We start from the raw sequence: 19,604 nt of genomic DNA on the forward strand, positions 1-19,604 counted from the left end.
CATGCTGCCGTTCTGGATCGCCTTGCAGTTTCTCAGCAGCTTGCCAATTCGTCTGCCAGGCATGCCGGCGCCTCAGGAGCTTGGCCGTTCGCTACTGTTTTATCCATTGGTGGGGCTGCTGTTTGGCGGGCTGTTGTGGGCGCTGAATGGGCTGTTGTTCGGTACGCCAGCGTTGTTGCATGCGGCGTTGCTGTTGAGTGTCTGGGTGATGCTCAGCGGTGGTTTGCACCTCGACGGTCTGGCTGACAGCGCCGACGCCTGGCTCGGCGGATTTGGCGATCGCGAGCGCACCTTGAGCATCATGAAGGATCCGCGCAGTGGGCCGATCGCAGTGGTGACACTGGTGTTGGTGCTGCTGCTCAAGTTCACGGCGTTACTGGCGTTGATTGAACAGCACTCCATGGCCGGCTTGATCCTCGCCCCATTGATTGGTCGCAGTGCCTTGCTGGGGCTGTTTCTGAATACACCTTACGTGCGCTCTGGTGGCCTGGGGCAGGCGCTGGCCGATCATCTGCCGCGCAAGGCCGGTCAGCAAGTGTTGTTGCTTAGCGCGCTGGCGTGCGTGCTGATCGGCGGCTGGAGCGGTGTGGTTGCGCTGGTGCTGGCGGCTCCGATGTTCTTCTGGTTGCGCCAGGTGATGTTGCGGCGTCTGGGCGGGACCACTGGCGATACGGCAGGGGCGTTGCTGGAGCTGCTGGAAACGGCGGTGCTGGTGGGTTTGGCGCTGCTCTGAGAGTGACCTTCAGCATGCGCGACCTAACAGCTGTTTGATAATCAAACTTGCTTTAACTTTTTCGCGGGTATATACACGCACCATGCTAGCCTCACAATGTTTATGCACCAACCTGCGTCGCGCTGCTCGTGGCGTCAGCAGGCATTACGACGGCGCCCTCGACGGCTTCGGGATCAACGTTGCGCAGTATTCCTTGCTGTGCAATTTGCAGCGCCTCGATCAACCGAGCATTTCAACCCTGGCGGAAGCCATGGGCCTGGATCGCAGCACGTTGGGGCGTAATCTGCGGGTGCTCGAGGGGGAAGGGCTGGTGAGGCTGGTCGAGGGTGAAGATCAGCGCAATCGCATCGTGCAACTGACCGAAACCGGGCGTGAACGTCTGGCGGCAGCCTTACCGGCCTGGGAAGCGGCGCAACAGCGGCTGATTGATCGTCTGGGTGCAGAGAAGCGTGCAACCTTGCTGGCCTTGCTGGATGAACTCGCCTGAGGCGGCGGGCCTTTCCAAATTTAAGCCAGAACTTAAGCGGGTATATACCCGCTACCGGAGAATAAGAATGACATCAATATGGCGTACCAGCGGTTGGGTTCTACTCGGGAGCGCACTGATTCTTGCGTTGTCGCTTGGCGTGAGGCATGGCTTCGGGCTGTTCCTGCCGCCGATGAGCGCGCAGTTCGGCTGGGGTCGCGAAGTGTTCGCCTTTGCCATCGCCCTGCAGAACCTGATCTGGGGGCTGGCGCAGCCATTCACCGGGGCCTTGGCGGACCGCTTCGGCGCGGCGAAAGTGGTGCTGGTCGGTGGCGTACTGTACGCCGTGGGTTTGGTGTTCATGGGCTTGTCCGATTCGGCCTGGTCGCTGTCGTTGAGTGCCGGCCTGTTGATTGGTATCGGCCTGTCCGGTACCTCGTTCTCGGTGATTCTTGGTGTAGTGGGTCGAGCCCTGCCGCCAGAAAAACGCAGCATGGGCATGGGTATCGCCAGTGCTGCCGGTTCCTTCGGCCAGTTCGCGATGTTGCCGGGCACGCTGGGGTTGATCGGCTGGCTCGGTTGGTCGACCGCGCTGCTGGTGCTGGGAATGCTGGTGGCACTGATTGTGCCGCTGGTCAGTATGCTCAAGGACAAACCGCTGCCAGTGCTCGGTCATGAGCAAACCCTGTCCGAGGCCCTGCGCGAGGCGTGTTCGCACTCGGGCTTCTGGTTGTTGGCGTTCGGCTTTTTTGTCTGTGGTTTCCAGGTGGTGTTTATCGGCGTGCATTTGCCGGCCTATCTGGTCGACCAGCATCTGCCTGCCAGCGTCGGCACCACAGTGCTGGCGTTGATTGGCCTGTTCAATATCTTCGGTACTTACACCGCCGGCTGGCTCGGCGGGCGCATGTCCAAACCGCGTCTGTTGACGGGGCTCTACCTGCTGCGTGCGGTGGTGATCAGTCTGTTCATCTGGGCGCCAGTCACGCAGACCAGTGCTTATCTGTTTGGCATGGCCATGGGGTTTCTCTGGTTGTCGACAGTGCCTTTGACCAACGGCACGGTAGCGACGCTGTTTGGTGTACGAAACCTCTCTATGCTCGGTGGTATCGTTTTCCTTTTTCACCAGTTGGGCTCGTTCCTCGGCGGCTGGTTGGGTGGGGTGGTTTACGACCGGACAGGCAACTATGACTTGATCTGGCAGGTGGCAATTCTCCTCAGTCTGTTGGCGGCAGTCTTGAACTGGCCTGTACGCGAGCGCCCGGTTGCGCGCTTGCAGGCTCAGGTGAGTGCGGCATGAACAGGGTCGTAGCCTGGTTCGCCGCTGCCGGTGCTGGCGCGCTGTTGTTGGCGCTGGCCTGGTGGGGCTGGCACCAGGGAGGGCTGGTGCTGATGCAACTCGGTATGGGTTCTTGCTGAGTCAGCGCCCACTAAAAAGCCCCGCCTCTGTGCAAGAGAGCGGGGCTTTTCAATTCAGCCAGTGAGCTGTTCAGGCTCGCCGTGAATCAGAAGCGGTAGGTCGCGCCGACACCAAAACCGTTGGCGCTGTTTTCATACTTGGCGCTGTAACTGTCTACCAGATTGGAGCGATTCACCGTGACAGCTTCTTCCTTGAGGTAGGAGTAAGCGACGTCGATGGTCAGATCATCAGTGACGTTGTAGCCAGCGCCAAGGCTGAAGATTGTGCGGTCACCGGTAGGAATACGCGGCGAACGGTCAGTATTGTTGGTAGGCGACTGGTCAAAGGTCAGGCCGGTACGCAATACCCACTGCTTGTTCAACTGGTAGGACGTACCGATGGCGTAGGCCCAGGTATTGTGCCAGTTCTGCTCTTCGGTGATGGTGCCGAACAGGGCTGGGGACAACGCACCGCCCTGTGCCGCAGTGACACCTTCGTTATTGACGGTGATGTCTTTCAGGCGGCTCCAGCGAGTCCAGGTGGAACCTGCATACACGGTCCACGCATCCGTCAGCTGTTGCGTCACGGAGAAATCGACCGATTCAGGGGTTTCGATTTTCAGCGAAGCGTCGTATCGATTGCTTTGCAGGAAGGCGGAAGGTGCGTTTGCGCCTGCGGTGATATCGGTATGACCTTCGAGTTTGTATTTCACTTTCGAGTGATAGGTCAGACCGACGCGAGTCGTGTCGGTTGCTTGTACCAGAACACCGAAGTTGTAGCCCAGAGCGGTATCGTCCCCTTTGATTTTGACGTGGGTGTCGCCAAAAAGAGGTACGTCCGACTCAAGAGTGCCGCCAATGCGGTTAATGGTCGGGCCGAAACCGATCGATACTTTGTCGTTAAAGGCGTAGCTGACGGTAGGTTGGACAGTTACAACCTTGACTTCACTCTTGCTGCCGAAGCCGCCACCCTGGAAGCCACTTTCATAGTTGGTAATCAGACCAAAAGGTGCATAGACACCGAGACCGAATGCCCAGTGATCATCTATCGGCTTGACGTAATAGCCCATCGGAACGGCCGTGAGTGGCACCATATCGCCTTTGTTGGTACCCGGATGGGCGCCTTGGGCGTCTTTGATATCAGTCGAGGCATCGATAGCTGCCAGCCCGCCAGTGATTTCCTGACGCTTGATTCGCGACATGCCGGCAGGGTTGCCAAATACAGTACTTGCATCATCGGCAGAAGAAGAGCGTCCCGCAAAACCAGTCCCCATCCCACTGATGCTCTGTTCGTTGAGGGCAAAGCCACTTGCGAAGATCTGGGTGGATGCCAAGGCAACGGCAAGGCTAAGGGTGGTTTTGAGCATTACTTTTTTCATTATTAGAACTCCTGGTGATCACCGGGGCGAAAATTACCAACATTTTCGTTCCAGCGCTATAGGCTGTATGGCTTGAGATAGAGCGCTTTTGTAGGACAATCAGACCAAATTCGCGTCTATATGCGCGATCTTGCAAATTGCCCGATTAACAGGCGATCTGATTCAGCGGTGATACACAGGTTTGCCAGGCACAGGTGAAGTCGCGCAGACGACCTTGCGGCTGGAAGGTCTGGCGCCAGATTCGGGCCATGCCCAGCAGGTCATCGGCTTCGGGGAGCGGGGTATTCTGTTCTTCTATTAATAGCCAGGCGATGGCAGTGGCGTAGCGCAGGTTGACGGTCAGTTCGAGGTGCGGGCCGCTGAGGAATGCATGCTGGCTGGCAAGACCGCGAACCAGGCTGGCGCGTTCCGGGTCCAGCGCCAGGTAGTGATCCCAAAGCGCCTGGTGACGAGGTTCGGCGATCCGGTACAGGCCATGCCCGCGGCGGTCATGCAGGGCGGAACCGAGAGCGGACTGACTGGCTGCAACACCCAGTAGCAGAGATTCGGCAATCGTGCTGTGGCGTCCGAGGTAAATCAGTGTCGGACGGATCACATAACGGCACAGTTCGCTGGCGGCGATACCCATAAAGCCCTCGAAACGTGAAGTGGGCGGCGATTCCTGAAAGGAGGGGCTTGGCAGCGGTGGATCGGTTCAGGATCGCCGGAAGCGGATCAAGCCGCTTGAGTTGAAGTGTAGTGTCATATTCGTGCCGTAAAGGACTGTTTTTAAAATATTTCCGGCTTCGAGTTATAACCGTTATATCGCTTGGTGCTTAAGCCGGTACAGCGAATGGAGAAATATCAGGCAATAAAAAGCCCTGCTTTTCAGGCAGGGCTTTTGAGGTTTTCAGCCTTTCTGGCGTCTCAGGCAACCAGTGCCTGACGGGTACGCTCGATCACGGCCTGCAGCGGCTCGGCGCTGGAGTATTGATCGGGGTACAGGCGTTCGCTGTGACGAGCGATGCCGTGTTCATTGACCAGGGTGAAGCTGAAGCAGCCTTTGCGAGCAGCCATGATCAGGCAGTTCATTGGAGCAAAAGCGTTGGTTAGGGTGCGAATGGCATCCTGAGTGTGGATTTGAGTAGACATGGTTATTGGGTGTTCCTACAAATGACACGGATAAGAACCGTGCAACGTTAAAACGTTCCAGTAACGTCGATCACCATTGATCGAACGAAGAACCCGACTGGAACAAAGCAGCCAGTTGAAGCGCTATGATTTTTGCGCGCTTGGGCCGGCAGGTAGGTACTTAGGAGGGCAGGCAACACATCAAGGGCAAAGGTTCTGGGCCCGGGGTGAAGATCCTGATCAATTTGCAGGTTGGTTCGGTCAGAGTAAGTGAGCTTCGCAACACCCTTTGCTTTCGATTCAAAGGCAGTGTTGTCGCAAGCGTTACCTGGAAACCATCGAGGTGGTCGGTCCCGTGATGTCGGTAGAGGCTTCTCTTTAGGGAAGGTATACCGCAGGAGTTGTTCGACCAGAATTGACTTTCAGCTTGGTACTAACGCCGCGGATACTAACGGATTGAATTCGAGAAAGGAAGTGTGTTAGGCAAAAAAACTTTTGCGCGTGCTTGAATCACTCTACTCGCTGGCGGGAATTTGCCGTACCTGGAGCATTTGTAGTCGCGGGAAAAACGTCGCGACGAAAGTAAAGCACACAATTGGGTCGCCTGGTGTCCGGTGGTATGAGCCTTCACCTCGCTTGAAATGCAGGTGCCGTGAGGCTTGTTGTGACTGATTCCCTATAAAACGCACGAAAAAAGGGCGGTGATATAACCAGCTCAAAGGGACTTGTGCACATTAGTTGCGCGGACTGTCACCCGCCTGTCATTTCACCTTCAAGTGCAGTGGGTGCCTGTAGTGGAAATTTAAGTCAATGAAAAACATCGCTTTTTTTTACTGGTGAAAAAATCGTCAGTTTGACTGCGAGCCCCATTCCACAGGGCTTCTGGCGAGTTCAGGGTGGGTTGTCCACTGAGTTATCCACAGCTTCTGTGGATTGTCCCAAGCGCTTGCTCTAGGACGGGCGTGCAGGCTTTTTTCGACTTTACCCGTACGAAAAAAAGAGTAGAGTGGCGCGCCTTCCGATTCGTCCCACAGTGTTTTATGAAGTTTCGCTCAGTACCAACCTCTGATACCTCCATCACCTCAGGCGTTACTCCACCCAAGCGTTTTTCGATTCGAGTCGCCGAATGGTTGCTCGATAGTCCACGCCTGGGCGATAACCCCAACATCAAACATTTCGCCGGGCGTTTGCTCAAGGCTCCAGCCCGTGAAGGGGTGGTGGCTGCGCAAAGTCGTCTGGGGCTATTGATGTGCCGCGAATGCGGCAATGCCCGGGATCGGCGCATTGGCCAGGACCTGCTGCGCCAGGCCGCGCGTGCCGGCGACCGGCGTGCCCGGCAGGAACTCGGTCAGATCGAAGACTGAGCTGTCCAAGCCCCTACGGCTTGGTTAACCTTCGCGCTTTAATTCATCGGCAGGAGTCGTCATGGCTATGGACGTGACCAGTGTGTTGCTCGGTCTGGCGGGTGCTGCGCTACCGTTATTGATGCTGGCGTGGCAGCTTCAGCGGCGCCAGAGCACCGCGCAGTCCGAGCTGTCACTGCTTGAAGAGCGCTTGGGTACTGCGCAACTGGCGCAGGACGGTCTGAATGCGCAACTCGATGCCTGCCGTGATGAAATCAGCGACCTGAGTCAGGCCAATGCGGCCAAGCAAGCCGATCTGGCTGCCGTGCGCCGTGAAGTCGAGCTGTTGCAGATCGAGCGCGACAACGCCCGTGATGCGGCCCATGCCTGGAACCTTGAACGCAGCAGCAAAGAGGCCGAGTTGCGGCGGCTGGACGCTCAGGCCGCCTCGTTGAATGCCGAGCTGCGTGAGCAGCAGGAAAGCCATCAGCAACGCCTGAGCGACCTGCAAGGCTCGCGGGACGAGCTGCGTGCGCAGTTCGCCGAGCTGGCCGGGAAAATCTTCGATGAGCGCGAACAGCGCTTTGCCGAAACCAGCCAGCAGTGTTTGGGCCAATTGCTCGACCCACTGAAAGAGCGCATTCAATCCTTCGAAAAACGCGTCGAGGAAAGTTATCAGGCGGAAGCCCGCGAGCGCTTCTCGCTGGCCAAGGAGCTGGAGCGTCTGCAGCAACTGAACCTGCGCTTGAGTGACGAGGCAACCAACCTCACACGAGCGCTCAAGGGACAGAAAACCCAAGGCAACTGGGGTGAGTTGATTCTCGAACGAGTGCTGGAACACGCAGGCCTGGAGAAGGGCCGCGAGTACCAGACTCAAGTCAGTCTCAAAGGCCCGGATGGCGAGCGCTTCCAGCCCGATGTGCTGATTTATCTACCGGGCGACAAGCAGGTGGTAGTCGACTCCAAGGTCAGTCTGACGGCCTATCAGCAATACGTGGCGGCTGACGACGACGCGATTGGCCAGGCCGCGCTGAAGCAGCATGTGCTGTCGTTGCGTAATCACGTCAAGGGCCTGTCCGACAAGGACTATAAGCGCCTGGACGGTCTGCACAGCCTGGATTTCGTATTACTTTTCGTGCCCATCGAGGCGGCATTTTCCGCGGCATTGCAGGCCGAGCCGAATCTGTTTCAGGAAGCGTTCGATCGCCATATCGTCATTGTCAGCCCGACCACTTTGCTGGCGACGTTGCGCGTCATCGACAGCCTGTGGAAGCAGGAGCGCCAGAGCCAGAACGCCCGGGAAATCGCCGAGCGCGCAGGTTGGCTATACGACAAGTTCGTGCTGTTCATTCAGGATCTGGACGAGGTCGGCAATCGCTTGCAGCAACTGGATAAAGCCTACAGCGCCGCACGCAACAAACTGACGGAAGGCCGCGGCAATCTGGTCAGCCGCAGCGAGCAGCTCAAATTGCTCGGCGCACGGGCCAGCAAGAGCTTGCCGACCGATCTGCTGGAGCGGGCGATGACCGATGTCGATGGGTTGGCCGAGCTGCCGGAATAAACGCATAACGCTGTGGTGCGGGAGCGTTGATCGTTCCTACGCTCTGCGTGGGAATGCCTCACTGGACGCTCTGCGTCCGCTTCGGCAGGTGACGCGGAGCGTCACAGGCTGCATTCCCACGCGGGAGCGTGGGAACGATCAAATGGGGGCGCCGAGTTGCCGGAGTAGCGCCTACAACGGCAAATGCCGACTCAACAACGCCCGCAACGCCGCCGGCTTCACCGGTTTCGGCAGGTATTCCAGGCCAGCCGCATGCACTTGGGCAACCATCTCCGGTCGCCCGTCCGCACTGATCACCACACCAGGCACCGGCTCACCCAGTTGGGCGCGTAGCCAGGCCATGAGCTCGGTACCGGTTTCGCCATGGTCGAGGTGGTAATCCACCAGTGCCAGTTGCGGGCGCATGCCATCGCTGAGCAGCGCGATGCACTCATCGCGATTGCGCGCGGTATACACCTGACAGCCCCAGCGCGAGAGCAGGCTGTTCATGCCAATCAGAATGCTGTCTTCATTATCGATACACAGCACCTGCACGCCTGTCGGCAGTCGGCCATTAAGCTTGGCAATTTTACCGGGCACACTGGCTTGACCATGGGCCAGAGGCACACTGACGCTGAACACACTGCCTTTGCCTGGCCAGGAACGCACTTGCAGTTGATGACCCAGCACCCGGCACAAGCCGTCGGCAATCGCCAGACCCAGGCCCAGACCTTTTTCGGCACGGGTCTGGTGGCTGTCGAGGCGCTTGAACTCTTCGAAAATAACCTGGCGTTTGTCTTCGGGAATCCCCGGGCCACGGTCCCAGACCTCCAGGCACAGCTGATCGCCCTTGTGTCGCACGCCCAGCAGCACGGGGCCTTTGGCGTAGCGGAAGGCGTTGGTCAGGAAGTTTTGCAGAATCCGCCGCAGCAATTTGATATCGCTGTCGACCCGTAGGCGACTGCCACGCAGGCGAAATTTCAGCCCTTGCTCTTGCGCCAGCGCCTTGAATTCGGCGCCGAGGGTGTCGAACAAATCATTCAGTGCAAATGGCTTGCGATCCGGGTTGATCTTGCCGTTTTCCAGGCGCGAGATGTCGAGCAGGTCACTGATCAAGTCCTCGGCCGAGCGTAGCGAACTGTCCAGATGCTGCACCAGTTGCCGGGTCTCGCAGGTGAGATCGTCGTTCTGGTGGGAGAGGGCGGCCGAGAACAGTCGTGCGGCGTTCAATGGCTGCATCAGGTCGTGGCTGACGGCTGCAAGGAAACGGGTTTTCGACTGGTTGGCCGACTCGGCGGTACCTTTGGCTTCGGTCAGCGCGATGTTCAACTGCGACAGCTCATGGGTACGCTCGGCGACGCGTCGCTCCAGGCCCTCGTTGGCCTCGGTCAGCGCTTGCTCGGCTTCGCGAAACGCGGTGATGTCGGTGAAACTCATGACAAACCCGCCGCCCGGCATTGGATTGCCGATCAGCTCGATCACCCGGCCATTGGGGAACAACCGCTCCGAGGTGTGGGCGCGCCCCTGGCGCATCCAGTGCAGGCGCCGGGCAACGTGGACTTCCGCTTCGCCGGGGCCGCACAGGCCGCGTTCGGCGTTATAGCGAATGATGTCGGCAATCGGTCGGCCGACGCTGATCAGGCCGTCCGGGTAGTTGAACAGTTCAAGGTAGCGGCGATTCCAGGCCACCAGTTTCAGCGACTGGTCGACCACACTGATGCCTTGGGTGATGTTCTCGATCGCGCCTTGCAGCAAGGCGCGGTTGAATTGCAGCACTTCCGAGGCTTCGTCAGCGATTCGTACCACATCCTCGAGCTGCATTTCCCGGCCTTCAATGGCCGCTTTTACGACGGCGCGGGTTGATGAAGCCCCGAGTACACCGGCGAGCAAGCGTTCGGTGTGGGCGATCCATTCACCGTCGGCATTCTGATTCGGGTTGAAGCCTTTGCCTTGGCGGTAGGCGAAGCGGATGAAGCTCTGGCGTGCCCGTTCTTCGCCGACAAAACGTGCAGCGAGTTGCAGCAGGTCGTCGATTTGCACCGCCAGCATCGAGCGCGCGCTCGGCCGTGTGCTGATCTCCTGGCCAATGAAACGTCCGGCCTGCCAGTGCTCCGAGACCCGTGTACGCGACAGCACCGACACCCAGGCGAACAAGGTGAAGTTACCGGCCAGCGACAACACCACGCCTTGGGTCAGCGGGGAAATCGGCAGGTTCAGCGGGTTGCCGTGCAGCCAGCCCAGCCCCGGGAAGCTCTGCAGCGACCAGCCCAGGCTGTTGGCGGCGATGGGCAGGATCAAGGTGTAGAACCAGAGGAACGTCCCGGCAGCGAGACCGGCAAATACCCCGCGGCGGTTGGCCTGTTTCCAGTACAGCGCACCGAGCATTGCCGGCGCCAGTTGGGTCACGGCGGCAAACGCGATTTGCCCGATGGTGGCCAGGCTGGCGGTCGAGCCGAGCAGGCGATAGGAAACATAGGCCAGCAGCAGAATGGCGACGATGCTCACCCGTCGCACCGATAGCATCCAATAGCGGAACACCTCGAACGGCCGCTCGGCGTTTTTCCGGCGCAGCAGCCATGGCAGCAGCATGTCGTTGGAAACCATGGTCGACAGCGCAACGCTGGCAACGATCACCATGCCGGTGGCGGCCGATGCGCCGCCGATAAACGCCAGCAGCGCCAGTGCCGGATGGGCCTGGGCCAGTGGCAGGCTGATCACGAAGGAGTCGGGCAGTACCGAGCTTGGCAGCATCATTTGCCCGGCCAGCGCAATCGGCACCACGAACAGTGCGGCCAATGCCAGATAAGCCGGGAACACCCATTTTGCCAGGCGCAAATCCTGTGGTTCGATGTTCTCCACCACGGTCACATGGAACTGTCGTGGTAGGCAGATGATCGCCATCATCGCCACGCCCGTCTGCACCACCATCGATGGCCAGTTGACGGTTTCTTTCCAGTATTCTTCCAGACGTGGCGCGAGCATGGCCTGATCGAACAGGTCGTCGAAGCCGTCGTACAAACCGTACGTGACGAAGGCGCCGACGGCGAGGAAGGCGAACAGCTTGACCAGCGCTTCGAAGGCAATCGCCAGCACCATGCCACGGTGGTGCTCGGTGGCATCGAGGTTGCGAGTGCCGAAGACGATGGTGAACAGCGCCAGAATCAACGACACAACCAGCGCCGTGTCCTGGGCACGGGTGCCCATGGCGTCGGGGCCTGCGCCGATCAACAGGTTTACTCCCAGGACGATGCCTTTAAGCTGCAAGGCGATGTAGGGCAATACGCCCACCAGACAGATCAGTGCCACTACCACTGCCAGCGATTGCGACTTGCCGTAGCGGGCGGCGATGAAGTCGGCAATCGAGGTGATGTTTTCCTGCTTGCTGATCATCACCATTTTTTGCAGGACCCACGGCGCGCACACCAGCAGCAGGATCGGTCCCAGATAAATCGGCAAAAACGACCAGAGTTGTTCGGCGGCCTGACCGACAGCACCAAAGAATGTCCAACTGGTGCAGTAGACTGCCAGCGACAGGCTGTACACCCAGGCACGCATACGCGGTGGCAGCGGAGCGCTGCGCCGGTCACCGTAAAAGGCGATGGCGAACATGACGGCCATATAGGCCAGGGCGACGGTGGCAATCAGCCCGCTGGACAACGACATGGTAACTCCAGGCAAAAGACACCCGGGACGCAAACCCGGTCTGACAGTCTCGCACGACCACTTCGGTTAGTCAGTGTCGACCAAGGTCGTGGCGCGGCGGGGTGTCGCAGGGAAATTTTCTTTGTCGACACCGACCTCATCGCGAGCAAGCTCGCTCCCACATTGACTCAGTGTCGATCACAAGTAATGCGGGCGACATCAATCAACTGTGGGAGCGAGCTTGCTCGCGATTGCATCAGGCGCTAAGGCGTCACTGACCCAGCGCGATATCGATCAACCGATGCAACTCTTCAACCTCAAGCGCCGCCGACGCGAACAGGATGCGGAACACCGTCGGCGCCACCACCATGTTGATCAGTCGGTCGACACCGGGCTTCGGCTCATTCGGATAGCGGTCCAGTATCGTCTGCAACTGCCCGCTGAGAATGCTCACGCAATACCCCGGCGTGGCGCTCGATTGCACGTCGCGCATCATGTTGCGGCCGGGCTCCGAACTCATTTCGTCCAGATACTGCTCGGCCCAGGCGCGCAGGTCGCTACGCAGGGTGCCGGTGTTGGCCGGTTCGCTGTCAGGACGCATGCGTACCAGCGCGACGTCGGCCAGCAGTGCCGACAAATCGCCCCAGCGTCGGTAGATCGTCGACGGTGTAACGCCTGCGCGGGCGGCGATTTGCGGCACAGTCACGCTTGAACGCTCCTGCTCTTCGAGGAGTTCGCGCACTGCCGAATGAATCGACTCTTGCACCCGAGCGCTACGACCGCCCGGGCGTAAACCTTCTTTAATGGCCATGTGTCGAACCTTAACACAAAGAATTTGCTTTAAGCAGAAGCCAGTAGCACACTCTGCAAAAGCAAAAAGTTAGCTTTTGCGGAGTGTGCCCATGTCCAGTTCTGTCTCAAACCGTTCCAGCCTAGTGTTCCTGGCGATCACCTTACTGAGTTTTCTCGCCGCTTCCAGTGCACCAACGCCGCTTTATCACCTGTACCAGGAGGCGCTGCAGTTTTCTCCGGCAACCCTGACGCTGATTTTCGGGGTCTATGCCTTTAGCCTGCTGGCGGCGCTGCTGACGGTCGGCTCGTTGTCGGATCATCTGGGGCGCAAACCGGTGATCTTCGCTGCGTTACTGCTGGATATGCTGGCGATGTTGCTGTTTATCAATGCCGACAGTGTGGCTTGGCTGATTGCTGCGCGGGTGCTTCAGGGGTTCGCCACCGGCATGGCCACCAGCGTACTCGGTGCGGCGTTGCTCGATACCGACCGGCAGCAAGGCCCGTTGGTGAACAGCGTTGCGCCGCTTCTGGGCATGGCGTGTGGCGCATTGGGTTGCGGATTACTGGCGGAGTACGCGCCGCAACCGCTGCAATTGACCTACTGGATTCTGTTTGGGCTGTTTCTGCTGCAAGCGCTGTATGTCTGGCGTTTGCCAGAAAGCGTCAGTCGGTTACCCGGCGCCTGGGCGTCGCTGCGTCCCACTTTGCATGTACCTCCTCAGGCACGACGGGCGCTGTGGCTGGCGCTGCCGGTGGATGTGGCGGTCTGGGCGGTGGGCGGCTTCTTCCTGTCACTGGCGCCATCGCTGGTTCGTACGGCAACCGGTTCGACCTCCAACCTGATCGGCGGCGGCCTGGTGGCCGTGTTGACGGTCAGCGGCGCATTGATGATCTTCACGTTGCGTAATCGCCCGGCAGACAAAGTCCTGCGCTTGGGCGCGAGCCTATTGGCGATCGGCATCGCGCTGATTCTGACCGCCGTGCACAGCGCCAGCCTGCCGCTGTTCTTCTTCGCGACTCTGGTGGCCGGCAGTGGTTTTGGTGCCGGCTTTCTCGGTGCCTTGCGCAGCGTGGTACCGCTGGCCTTGCCCCATGAGCGCGCGGGGTTGATGTCGGCGTTCTACGTGCTGAGTTACCTGGCGTTCTGCCTGCCGTCGCTGTTGGCAGGCAACCTGACCCGGACCTTCGGCCTGGTCGTCACCACCGATGGCTATGGAGTGGTGTTGATTGTGTTGTCGCTAGGGGCGTTGTTGGGGTTGATGCGTCAGCGGCCGGTCAAACTCTGTGGGGCATCGAGTAATCCTTAGCGCAGCAGAGACGCTCCTATGCATATATCTGCAAAACAGATAACAGTTAGAGAAATTACCCGTTATATAGATATTCGATTCGGTTCTACCATGAGCTCTACCTCACCCGAGGACAGGAGTTCACGATGCAATGTCCCAACAGCAACAAAACCGTTAATCGGCCTTTGAGCCATTTACAGCACCCTCGCGAAGCAATTCGTCAGTTCACCCCGAACTGGTTTGCCGCGACCATGGGCACCGGGGTCCTGGCCCTGGCGCTCGCCCAATTGCCGGTGTCGATTCCCGGCCTGCATGCCTTCGCTGAAGGCCTGTGGATGTTCAATATTTTCCTTTTCCTGCTGTTCAGCGGGTTGTACGCCGCGCGCTGGGCGTTTTTCTTCGATGAAGCGCGACGGATTTTCGGCCACTCCACGGTTTCGATGTTTTTCGGCACCATTCCCATGGGGCTGGCGACCATTATCAATGGCTTCCTGCTGTTCGGCCTGCCGCGTTGGGGGGAGGGCGTTGTGCACCTGGCAGAGGTGTTGTGGTGGCTGGATGTCGCCATGTCGCTGGCCTGCGGCGTGTTGATTCCATACATGATGTTCACCCGTCAGGAGCACAGCATCGACCAGATGACCGCTGTCTGGCTGCTGCCGGTGGTGGCTGCGGAGGTCGCAGCGGCCAGCGGTGGTTTGCTTGCGCCGCATCTGGCTGACGCCCACTCGCAACTGGTGGTACTGGTGACCAGCTACGTGCTGTGGGCGTTCTCGCTGCCGGTGGCGTTCAGCATCCTGACCATCCTGCTGCTGCGCATGGCCCTGCATAAACTGCCCCACGAAAACATGGCTGCGTCGAGTTGGCTGGCACTGGGGCCGATTGGCACCGGGGCGCTGGGCATGTTGTTGCTGGGCAGCGATGCGCCGGCGATTTTCGCCGCCAACGGCTTGCCGGGTATCGGTGAAATTGCCGCCGGACTGGGCCTGGTCGCAGGCATCACGCTATGGGGCTTCGGCTTGTGGTGGATGTTGATGGCGGTGCTGATCACCTTGCGTTACCTGCGTGGCGGGATTCCCTTCAACCTCGGCTGGTGGGGGTTTACCTTCCCGCTGGGTGTCTACTCGCTGGCCACGCTGAAGCTGGCAAGCACCTTGAACCTGACTTTTTTCAGCCTTTTTGGCAGCGTTTTGGTGGTCGCGTTGGCGATCATGTGGCTGATCGTCTCCAAGCGCACTGTTCAAGGCGCCTGGCGCGGTGAGTTGTTTGTTTCGCCGTGTATTGCCGGATTAGCGAAATAATTCGCAAAGTTTAGGTAAGGTTGTGGCCTGGATCGCTGTACGGCATTCCAATAAGAGCATCCAAGCCACACAGGGACATGGAAGATGAGCCACCCTTCGCAGTTCACCTTGCTTCGCAAGCGGCGGTTTCTGCCGTTTTTTGTTACGCAGTCCCTCGGGGCGTTCAACGACAACATCTTCAAGCAGTCGTTGATCCTTGCCATTTTGTACAAGCTGACCATCGAGGGTGACCGCTCGATCTGGGTCAACCTGTGTGCGTTGCTGTTCATCCTGCCGTTCTTTCTGTTCTCGGCGCTGGCCGGGCAGTTCGGTGAAAAGTTCGCCAAGGACGCGCTGATCCGTCTGATCAAACTCGGTGAAATCGCGATCATGGCGGTCGGCGCAGTCGGCTTCCTGTTCGATCACCTGTCGCTGATGCTGATGGCACTGTTCGCCATGGGCACTCACTCGGCGCTGTTCGGCCCGGTGAAGTACTCGATCCTGCCCCAGGCCCTACACGAAGAAGAGCTGGTGGGCGGTAACGGGCTGGTGGAAATGGGCACCTTCCTGGCGATTCTGGCCGGGACCATCGGCGCCGGGATCATGATGTCGTCCAGTCATTACGCACCGATCGTCTCCACGGCGATCATCGGTGTCGCGGTGCTGGGCTATCTGGCTAGTCGCGGCATACCGCGTGCTGCAGCGTCGACCCCTGAGCTACGGTTGAACTGGAATATCTTCAGCCAGTCCTGGGCGACTCTGCGTCTGGGTCTGGGGCAAACGCCTGCAGTGTCGCGCTCGATTGTCGGCAACTCGTGGTTCTGGTTTGTCGGGGCGATTTACCTGACGCAAATCCCGGCCTACGCCAAAGAGTGGATGCACGGCGACGAGACCGTGGTGACACTGATTCTGACGGTGTTCTCGGTCGGTATCGCGCTGGGTTCGATGCTCTGCGAGAAACTCTCCGGACGCAAAGTCGAGATCGGTCTGGTGCCGTTTGGCTCTTTTGGGCTGACAGTGTTTGGCTTGCTGCTGTGGTGGAGCTCCGGTGGTATCCCGCAAAGCGTTCAAGGTCATGGCTGGATCGAAGTGCTTGGCTTCGGTCATACGTGGTGGGTGCTGTTCGATATTCTCGGGCTGGGGGTTTTCGGCGGTTTCTACATCGTGCCGCTGTACGCGTTGATTCAGTCGCGTACCGCCGAAAACGAGCGGGCGCGGGTGATCGCAGCCAACAACATCCTCAATGCACTGTTCATGGTGGTCTCGGCGATTGTCTCGATTGTGCTGCTGAGCATCGTCAAGCTGTCGATTCCTCAGTTGTTTCTGGTGGTGTCGCTGCTGAACATTGGCGTCAACGCCTACATCTTCAGCATCGTTCCCGAGTTCAGCATGCGTTTCATGATCTGGCTGCTCAGCCATTCCATGTACCGCGTGCAGCACCGCAACCTTGAGCTGATTCCTGACGAAGGCGCGGCGTTGCTGGTCTGCAACCATGTGTCGTTCGTCGATGCCTTGCTGATTGGTGGCGCAGTGCGTCGGCCGATTCGCTTTGTGATGTATTACAAGATCTATAACTTGCCGGTGCTGAACTTCATCTTCCGCACGGCGGGGACCATTCCGATTGCCGGGCGCCAGGAAGACAGTCAGATTTACGAAAAGGCCTTCAAGCGAATCGCCCAGTACCTGAAGGATGGTGAGCTGGTGTGCATCTTCCCGGAAGGCAAGTTGACCGCCGATGGCGAGATCAATGAGTTCAAGGGCGGGCTGACGCGGATACTGGAAGAGACGCCGGTGCCGGTGATTCCATTGGCCTTGCAAGGGTTATGGGGCAGCTTCTTCAGTCGCGATCCGAACAAGGGATTCTTTCACCGCCTCTGGTCGCGGGTGACCGTGGTGGCCGGACCGGCGGTGGCGGTAGAGGTCGCGCAGCCAGCACAGTTGCAGGCGCTGGTTGGCGAATTGCGTGGCACCGTTAGATAGTAGGTGTTTTGGCCGGCCTCATCGCGAGCAAGCTCGCTCCCACACTTGATCTGTGAACGACACGAAACCAATGTGGGAGCGAGCTTGCTCGCGATGACGGTAGAGGCCTAAGTACTGACTTTGAGCCCAACCAACCCGGCAATGATCAGCGCGACGCTGGCCAGGCGGAACAGCGCCATGGATTCACCAAACAGGATGATCCCGGCGATAACCGTGCCCACGGCACCGACGCCAGTCCAGATGGCGTAGGCAGTGCCCAGCGGCAGATCCTTCATGGCCAGGCCCAGCAGACCCAGGCTGATCACCATGGCGCCGACAGTCAGGACGGTGGGAAGAGGGCGGCTGAAGCCGTCGGTGTATTTCAGGCCAACGGCCCAGCCGACTTCAAACAGGCCAGCGAAAAACAGAATGATCCAAGGCATGAAGACCTCCATCGATTGACGGGGTCGTCCCCAGATTAGTAACTCGATCGAGCCGCGAGGTCGTCCTCGCGATGCGCACTATAGTGCCCATTATTAACCTGGGGATCAAGTTCAGGGTCAGTCGGTTGCTTGTTGGGCAGCCAGTTCGCGGTCGTGTTTCTCGCTCATCCGGCGGAAATACGTCGAGAGCAACGCCCCGGAAATGTTGTGCCAAACGCTGAACAACGCGCTCGGCACCGCCGCCAGTGGCGAGAAATGGGCACTGGCCAGCGCCGCGCCCAGCCCCGAGTTCTGCATGCCGACTTCCAGGGCAAGGGATTTGCGTTGCGCCAGCGGCAGCTTGAACACGCGTCCGGTGAAGTAGCCCAGCAGAAAACCAAAGCTGTTATGCAGCATCACCACGGCCATGATCAGCAGACCGGATTCGGCAATCTTTGCCTGACTCGCCGCGACAACGGCGGCGACGATGATCACGATGCTCACCACCGAAACCAGCGGCAGCACCTCTACCGCGTGGCGCACCCGATCTCCCAGCAGGCGTTGGGCAACCACGCCGAGCACGATCGGCAGCAACACCACTTGCAGGATCGACCAAAACAGTTCCATGAACGATACCGGTAACCAGGCCGAGGCCAATAACCAGATCAGGGCGGGCGTCAGCACCGGAGCGAGCAGGGTGGTGACGGCGGCAATCGCTACCGAAAGCGCCAAGTCACCGCGGGCCAGCCAGGTCATCACGTTCGACGAGGTGCCGCTTGGGCAGCAACCGACCAGAATCACCCCGACGGCGATTTCCGGTGGCAGGTGGAACGCCTGGCAGAGCAACCATGCCACGCCAGGCATGATCACGAAATGTGCGACCACGCCCAGTGCCACGCGCCACGGATGGCGGGCTACTTCAGCGAAGTCTTCAAGTTTGAGGGTCAGGCCCATGCCGAACATCACCAGCCCCAGCAACGGCACGATCGCACCTTTCAAACCGATGAACCACGCCGGTTGCAGGAAGGCCACTACGGCGAAGATCAAGACCCAGTAAGCGAAAGTGTTGCCGACAAAGCGGCTCAGTGCTGCCAGTGCACGCATGACCTGTTCCTTATTATTAAGTAACACCGCAAAACAAGTGTGGGAGCGAGCTTGCTCGCGATGCGGGACTGACATTCAACAATGATGTTGACTGAAACTCCGCTATCGCGAGCAAGCTCGCTCCCACAGTAGATATCACAAGCTTTTAGATCCCTTGCGGAGTCTCTTCGCCGCCCAGTGCCTCAACCAGCGCCGGGAGGAAGTCGCCGAAGGTCAGCATCATCAACGTGAAGCTGGCGTCCAGTTGGCCGAGGGCTTCATCGCCACCGTCCTGTTCTGCCTGATCCTGCAGCAGGTCTTCGAACTTCAGGCGCTTGACCACCATCTTGTCGTCGAGGACGAACGACAGTTTGTCTTGCCAGGCCAGGGACAGCTGAGTGACCACTTTACCGGTGCTCAGGTGCAACTGGATTTCTTCGCTGGTCAGGTCCTGACGCTTGCAACGAACAATGCCGCCGTCTTCGTGGGTATCGCGCAGTTCGCACTCATCCAGTACGAAGAAGTCGTCGGCGGCTTTCTGGGTAGTGACCCACTCAGTCATGGTCGCGGTCGGGGACATTTTTACAGTCAGCGGACGTACTGGCAGCGTGCCGATTACTTCACGCAGAGTGGAAAGCAGGTCTTCGGCGCGTTTCGGGCTGGCGGAGTTGACCAGGATCAGCCCCTGTTTCGGTGCTATGGCGGCAAAGGTCGACGAGCGACGGATAAAGGCCCGCGGAAGGAACGCCTGGATGATTTCATCCTTGATCTGATCACGCTCCTTCTTATAGACCTTACGCATTTGCTCGGCTTCGATCTCTTCGACCTTTTCCTTGACCGCGTCGCGCACGACGCTGCCTGGCAGAATGCGTTCTTCCTTGCGAGCGGCGATCAGCAGGAAGTCACCGCTGACATGCACCAGAGGTGCATCTTCGCCTTTGCCAAACGGCGCGACGAAACCGTAGGTGGTCAACTCCTGGCTTGCACATGGACGCGCCAGTTTGGTGGCCAGTGCAGTTTCCAACGCCTCAGCATCAAAAGGCAGATCTTGGGTCAGGCGATAGATAAGCAGGTTTTTGAACCACATGGGGTGAGTCTCTCCTTTATACAAAGGGGGGCATTATTCTCCGCGCAGCGTCATAGGCCAACCCTCAGCTAAGCCTTTGGAAGGCCTGAA

General features: G+C 59.0%; 17 protein-coding genes. 9 read left to right on the plus strand and 8 right to left on the minus strand.

Annotated features, from left to right (window positions below; all coding sequences use genetic code 11):
• The first annotated feature begins 1 nt into the window (after nucleotide 1).
• From AC1DIG_RS07465 to AC1DIG_RS07480, 4 genes are all read left to right on the plus strand, one after another.
• Nucleotides 2-733, plus strand: coding sequence for an adenosylcobinamide-GDP ribazoletransferase (locus tag AC1DIG_RS07465; RefSeq protein ID WP_477766760.1), 732 nt, complete (start codon nucleotides 2-4; stop codon nucleotides 731-733).
• A gap of 82 nt (nucleotides 734-815) precedes the next feature.
• Nucleotides 816-1,220 (plus strand): MarR family winged helix-turn-helix transcriptional regulator, encoded by a 405-nt coding sequence (locus AC1DIG_RS07470; protein WP_019693086.1) that lies wholly within the window; start codon nucleotides 816-818, stop codon nucleotides 1,218-1,220.
• 67 nt (nucleotides 1,221-1,287) lie between these two features.
• Complete coding sequence (locus AC1DIG_RS07475; RefSeq protein WP_477766761.1) at nucleotides 1,288-2,496, plus strand: MFS transporter; 1,209 nt, start codon at nucleotides 1,288-1,290, stop codon at nucleotides 2,494-2,496.
• Complete coding sequence (locus AC1DIG_RS07480) at nucleotides 2,493-2,615, plus strand: hypothetical protein (RefSeq protein ID WP_477766762.1); 123 nt, start codon at nucleotides 2,493-2,495, stop codon at nucleotides 2,613-2,615. Before AC1DIG_RS07475 ends, AC1DIG_RS07480 begins: the two co-directional genes overlap by 4 nt.
• Before the next feature lie 86 nt (nucleotides 2,616-2,701).
• Here AC1DIG_RS07480 and AC1DIG_RS07485 read toward each other — a convergent pair whose 3' ends face one another.
• From AC1DIG_RS07485 to AC1DIG_RS07495, 3 genes are all read right to left on the minus strand, one after another.
• Nucleotides 2,702-3,973: an OmpP1/FadL family transporter gene (locus AC1DIG_RS07485; RefSeq protein WP_477766763.1), complete on the minus strand. Its 1,272-nt coding sequence runs from the start codon at nucleotides 3,971-3,973 to the stop codon at nucleotides 2,702-2,704.
• Between the two features lie 145 nt (nucleotides 3,974-4,118).
• Nucleotides 4,119-4,601 (minus strand): hypothetical protein, encoded by a 483-nt coding sequence (locus tag AC1DIG_RS07490; RefSeq protein ID WP_019693082.1) that lies wholly within the window; start codon nucleotides 4,599-4,601, stop codon nucleotides 4,119-4,121.
• A gap of 278 nt (nucleotides 4,602-4,879) precedes the next feature.
• A complete protein-coding gene (locus AC1DIG_RS07495) occupies nucleotides 4,880-5,104 on the minus strand; it encodes a hypothetical protein (protein WP_007898912.1) in 225 nt (74 codons plus the stop codon).
• A 1,019-nt stretch (nucleotides 5,105-6,123) separates the two neighbouring features.
• On the opposite strand from AC1DIG_RS07495, the gene AC1DIG_RS07500 reads away from it, so the two are divergent.
• Together AC1DIG_RS07500 and AC1DIG_RS07505 are read left to right on the plus strand one after the other, a co-directional pair.
• Nucleotides 6,124-6,447, plus strand: coding sequence for a sel1 repeat family protein (locus tag AC1DIG_RS07500; RefSeq protein ID WP_477766764.1), 324 nt, complete (start codon nucleotides 6,124-6,126; stop codon nucleotides 6,445-6,447).
• 175 nt (nucleotides 6,448-6,622) lie between these two features.
• Nucleotides 6,623-7,987, plus strand: coding sequence for a DNA recombination protein RmuC (locus AC1DIG_RS07505; RefSeq protein WP_477766796.1), 1,365 nt, complete (start codon nucleotides 6,623-6,625; stop codon nucleotides 7,985-7,987).
• 171 nt (nucleotides 7,988-8,158) lie between these two features.
• On the opposite strand, the gene AC1DIG_RS07510 is transcribed toward AC1DIG_RS07505, so the two are convergent.
• The gene (locus AC1DIG_RS07510; RefSeq protein WP_477766765.1) at nucleotides 8,159-11,629 is read right to left on the minus strand and encodes a hybrid sensor histidine kinase/response regulator; all 3,471 of its coding nucleotides are present in this window, start codon (nucleotides 11,627-11,629) and stop codon (nucleotides 8,159-8,161) included.
• Between the two features lie 250 nt (nucleotides 11,630-11,879).
• A complete protein-coding gene (locus AC1DIG_RS07515) occupies nucleotides 11,880-12,419 on the minus strand; it encodes a TetR/AcrR family transcriptional regulator (RefSeq protein ID WP_477766766.1) in 540 nt (179 codons plus the stop codon).
• Between the two features lie 91 nt (nucleotides 12,420-12,510).
• Between AC1DIG_RS07515 and AC1DIG_RS07520 the strand changes: the two genes are divergently transcribed.
• From AC1DIG_RS07520 to AC1DIG_RS07530, 3 genes are all read left to right on the plus strand, one after another.
• Nucleotides 12,511-13,707 carry an MFS transporter gene (locus tag AC1DIG_RS07520; RefSeq protein WP_477766767.1) on the plus strand — a complete coding sequence of 399 codons (1,197 nt, stop codon included), beginning with the start codon at nucleotides 12,511-12,513 and terminating at the stop codon, nucleotides 13,705-13,707.
• 125 nt (nucleotides 13,708-13,832) lie between these two features.
• Complete coding sequence (locus AC1DIG_RS07525) at nucleotides 13,833-14,984, plus strand: TDT family transporter (RefSeq protein ID WP_477766768.1); 1,152 nt, start codon at nucleotides 13,833-13,835, stop codon at nucleotides 14,982-14,984.
• Nucleotides 14,985-15,068: 84 nt separating this feature from the next.
• Nucleotides 15,069-16,943, plus strand: coding sequence for an MFS transporter (locus tag AC1DIG_RS07530; RefSeq protein ID WP_477766769.1), 1,875 nt, complete (start codon nucleotides 15,069-15,071; stop codon nucleotides 16,941-16,943).
• A 107-nt stretch (nucleotides 16,944-17,050) separates the two neighbouring features.
• Here AC1DIG_RS07530 and sugE read toward each other — a convergent pair whose 3' ends face one another.
• The 3 genes from sugE to rdgC all read right to left on the minus strand — a co-directional run bounded on the left by sugE (nucleotide 17,051) and on the right by rdgC (nucleotide 19,514).
• Nucleotides 17,051-17,365 carry a quaternary ammonium compound efflux SMR transporter SugE gene (sugE, locus tag AC1DIG_RS07535; protein WP_123580246.1) on the minus strand — a complete coding sequence of 105 codons (315 nt, stop codon included), beginning with the start codon at nucleotides 17,363-17,365 and terminating at the stop codon, nucleotides 17,051-17,053.
• A 117-nt stretch (nucleotides 17,366-17,482) separates the two neighbouring features.
• Nucleotides 17,483-18,448: a bile acid:sodium symporter family protein gene (locus AC1DIG_RS07540; RefSeq protein WP_427546031.1), complete on the minus strand. Its 966-nt coding sequence runs from the start codon at nucleotides 18,446-18,448 to the stop codon at nucleotides 17,483-17,485.
• Between the two features lie 145 nt (nucleotides 18,449-18,593).
• The gene (rdgC, locus tag AC1DIG_RS07545) at nucleotides 18,594-19,514 is read right to left on the minus strand and encodes a recombination-associated protein RdgC (protein WP_095147961.1); all 921 of its coding nucleotides are present in this window, start codon (nucleotides 19,512-19,514) and stop codon (nucleotides 18,594-18,596) included.
• Nucleotides 19,515-19,604 lie beyond the last annotated feature (90 nt).

This window comes from Pseudomonas sp. 05N431 (genome assembly GCF_056397005.1).

What these genes read in the sequence shown, in the direction of transcription:
- AC1DIG_RS07475 (WP_477766761.1), top strand. Translation starts at nt 1,288, where the DNA reads ATGACATCAATATGGCGTACCAGCGGTTGGGTTCTACTCGGGAGCGCA.
- AC1DIG_RS07465 (WP_477766760.1), top strand. Translation starts at nt 2, where the DNA reads ATGCTGCCGTTCTGGATCGCCTTGCAGTTTCTCAGCAGCTTGCCAATT.
- AC1DIG_RS07515 (WP_477766766.1), bottom strand. Translation starts at nt 12,419, where the DNA reads ATGGCCATTAAAGAAGGTTTACGCCCGGGCGGTCGTAGCGCTCGGGTG.
- sugE (WP_123580246.1), bottom strand. Translation starts at nt 17,365, where the DNA reads ATGCCTTGGATCATTCTGTTTTTCGCTGGCCTGTTTGAAGTCGGCTGG.
- AC1DIG_RS07540 (WP_427546031.1), bottom strand. Translation starts at nt 18,448, where the DNA reads ATGCGTGCACTGGCAGCACTGAGCCGCTTTGTCGGCAACACTTTCGCT.
- AC1DIG_RS07500 (WP_477766764.1), top strand. Translation starts at nt 6,124, where the DNA reads ATGAAGTTTCGCTCAGTACCAACCTCTGATACCTCCATCACCTCAGGC.
- AC1DIG_RS07530 (WP_477766769.1), top strand. Translation starts at nt 15,069, where the DNA reads ATGAGCCACCCTTCGCAGTTCACCTTGCTTCGCAAGCGGCGGTTTCTG.
- AC1DIG_RS07510 (WP_477766765.1), bottom strand. Translation starts at nt 11,629, where the DNA reads ATGTCGTTGTCCAGCGGGCTGATTGCCACCGTCGCCCTGGCCTATATG.
- AC1DIG_RS07495 (WP_007898912.1), bottom strand. Translation starts at nt 5,104, where the DNA reads ATGTCTACTCAAATCCACACTCAGGATGCCATTCGCACCCTAACCAAC.
- rdgC (WP_095147961.1), bottom strand. Translation starts at nt 19,514, where the DNA reads ATGTGGTTCAAAAACCTGCTTATCTATCGCCTGACCCAAGATCTGCCT.
- AC1DIG_RS07520 (WP_477766767.1), top strand. Translation starts at nt 12,511, where the DNA reads ATGTCCAGTTCTGTCTCAAACCGTTCCAGCCTAGTGTTCCTGGCGATC.
- AC1DIG_RS07490 (WP_019693082.1), bottom strand. Translation starts at nt 4,601, where the DNA reads ATGGGTATCGCCGCCAGCGAACTGTGCCGTTATGTGATCCGTCCGACA.
- AC1DIG_RS07525 (WP_477766768.1), top strand. Translation starts at nt 13,833, where the DNA reads ATGCAATGTCCCAACAGCAACAAAACCGTTAATCGGCCTTTGAGCCAT.
- AC1DIG_RS07485 (WP_477766763.1), bottom strand. Translation starts at nt 3,973, where the DNA reads ATGAAAAAAGTAATGCTCAAAACCACCCTTAGCCTTGCCGTTGCCTTG.
- AC1DIG_RS07480 (WP_477766762.1), top strand. Translation starts at nt 2,493, where the DNA reads ATGAACAGGGTCGTAGCCTGGTTCGCCGCTGCCGGTGCTGGCGCGCTG.
- AC1DIG_RS07470 (WP_019693086.1), top strand. Translation starts at nt 816, where the DNA reads ATGCTAGCCTCACAATGTTTATGCACCAACCTGCGTCGCGCTGCTCGT.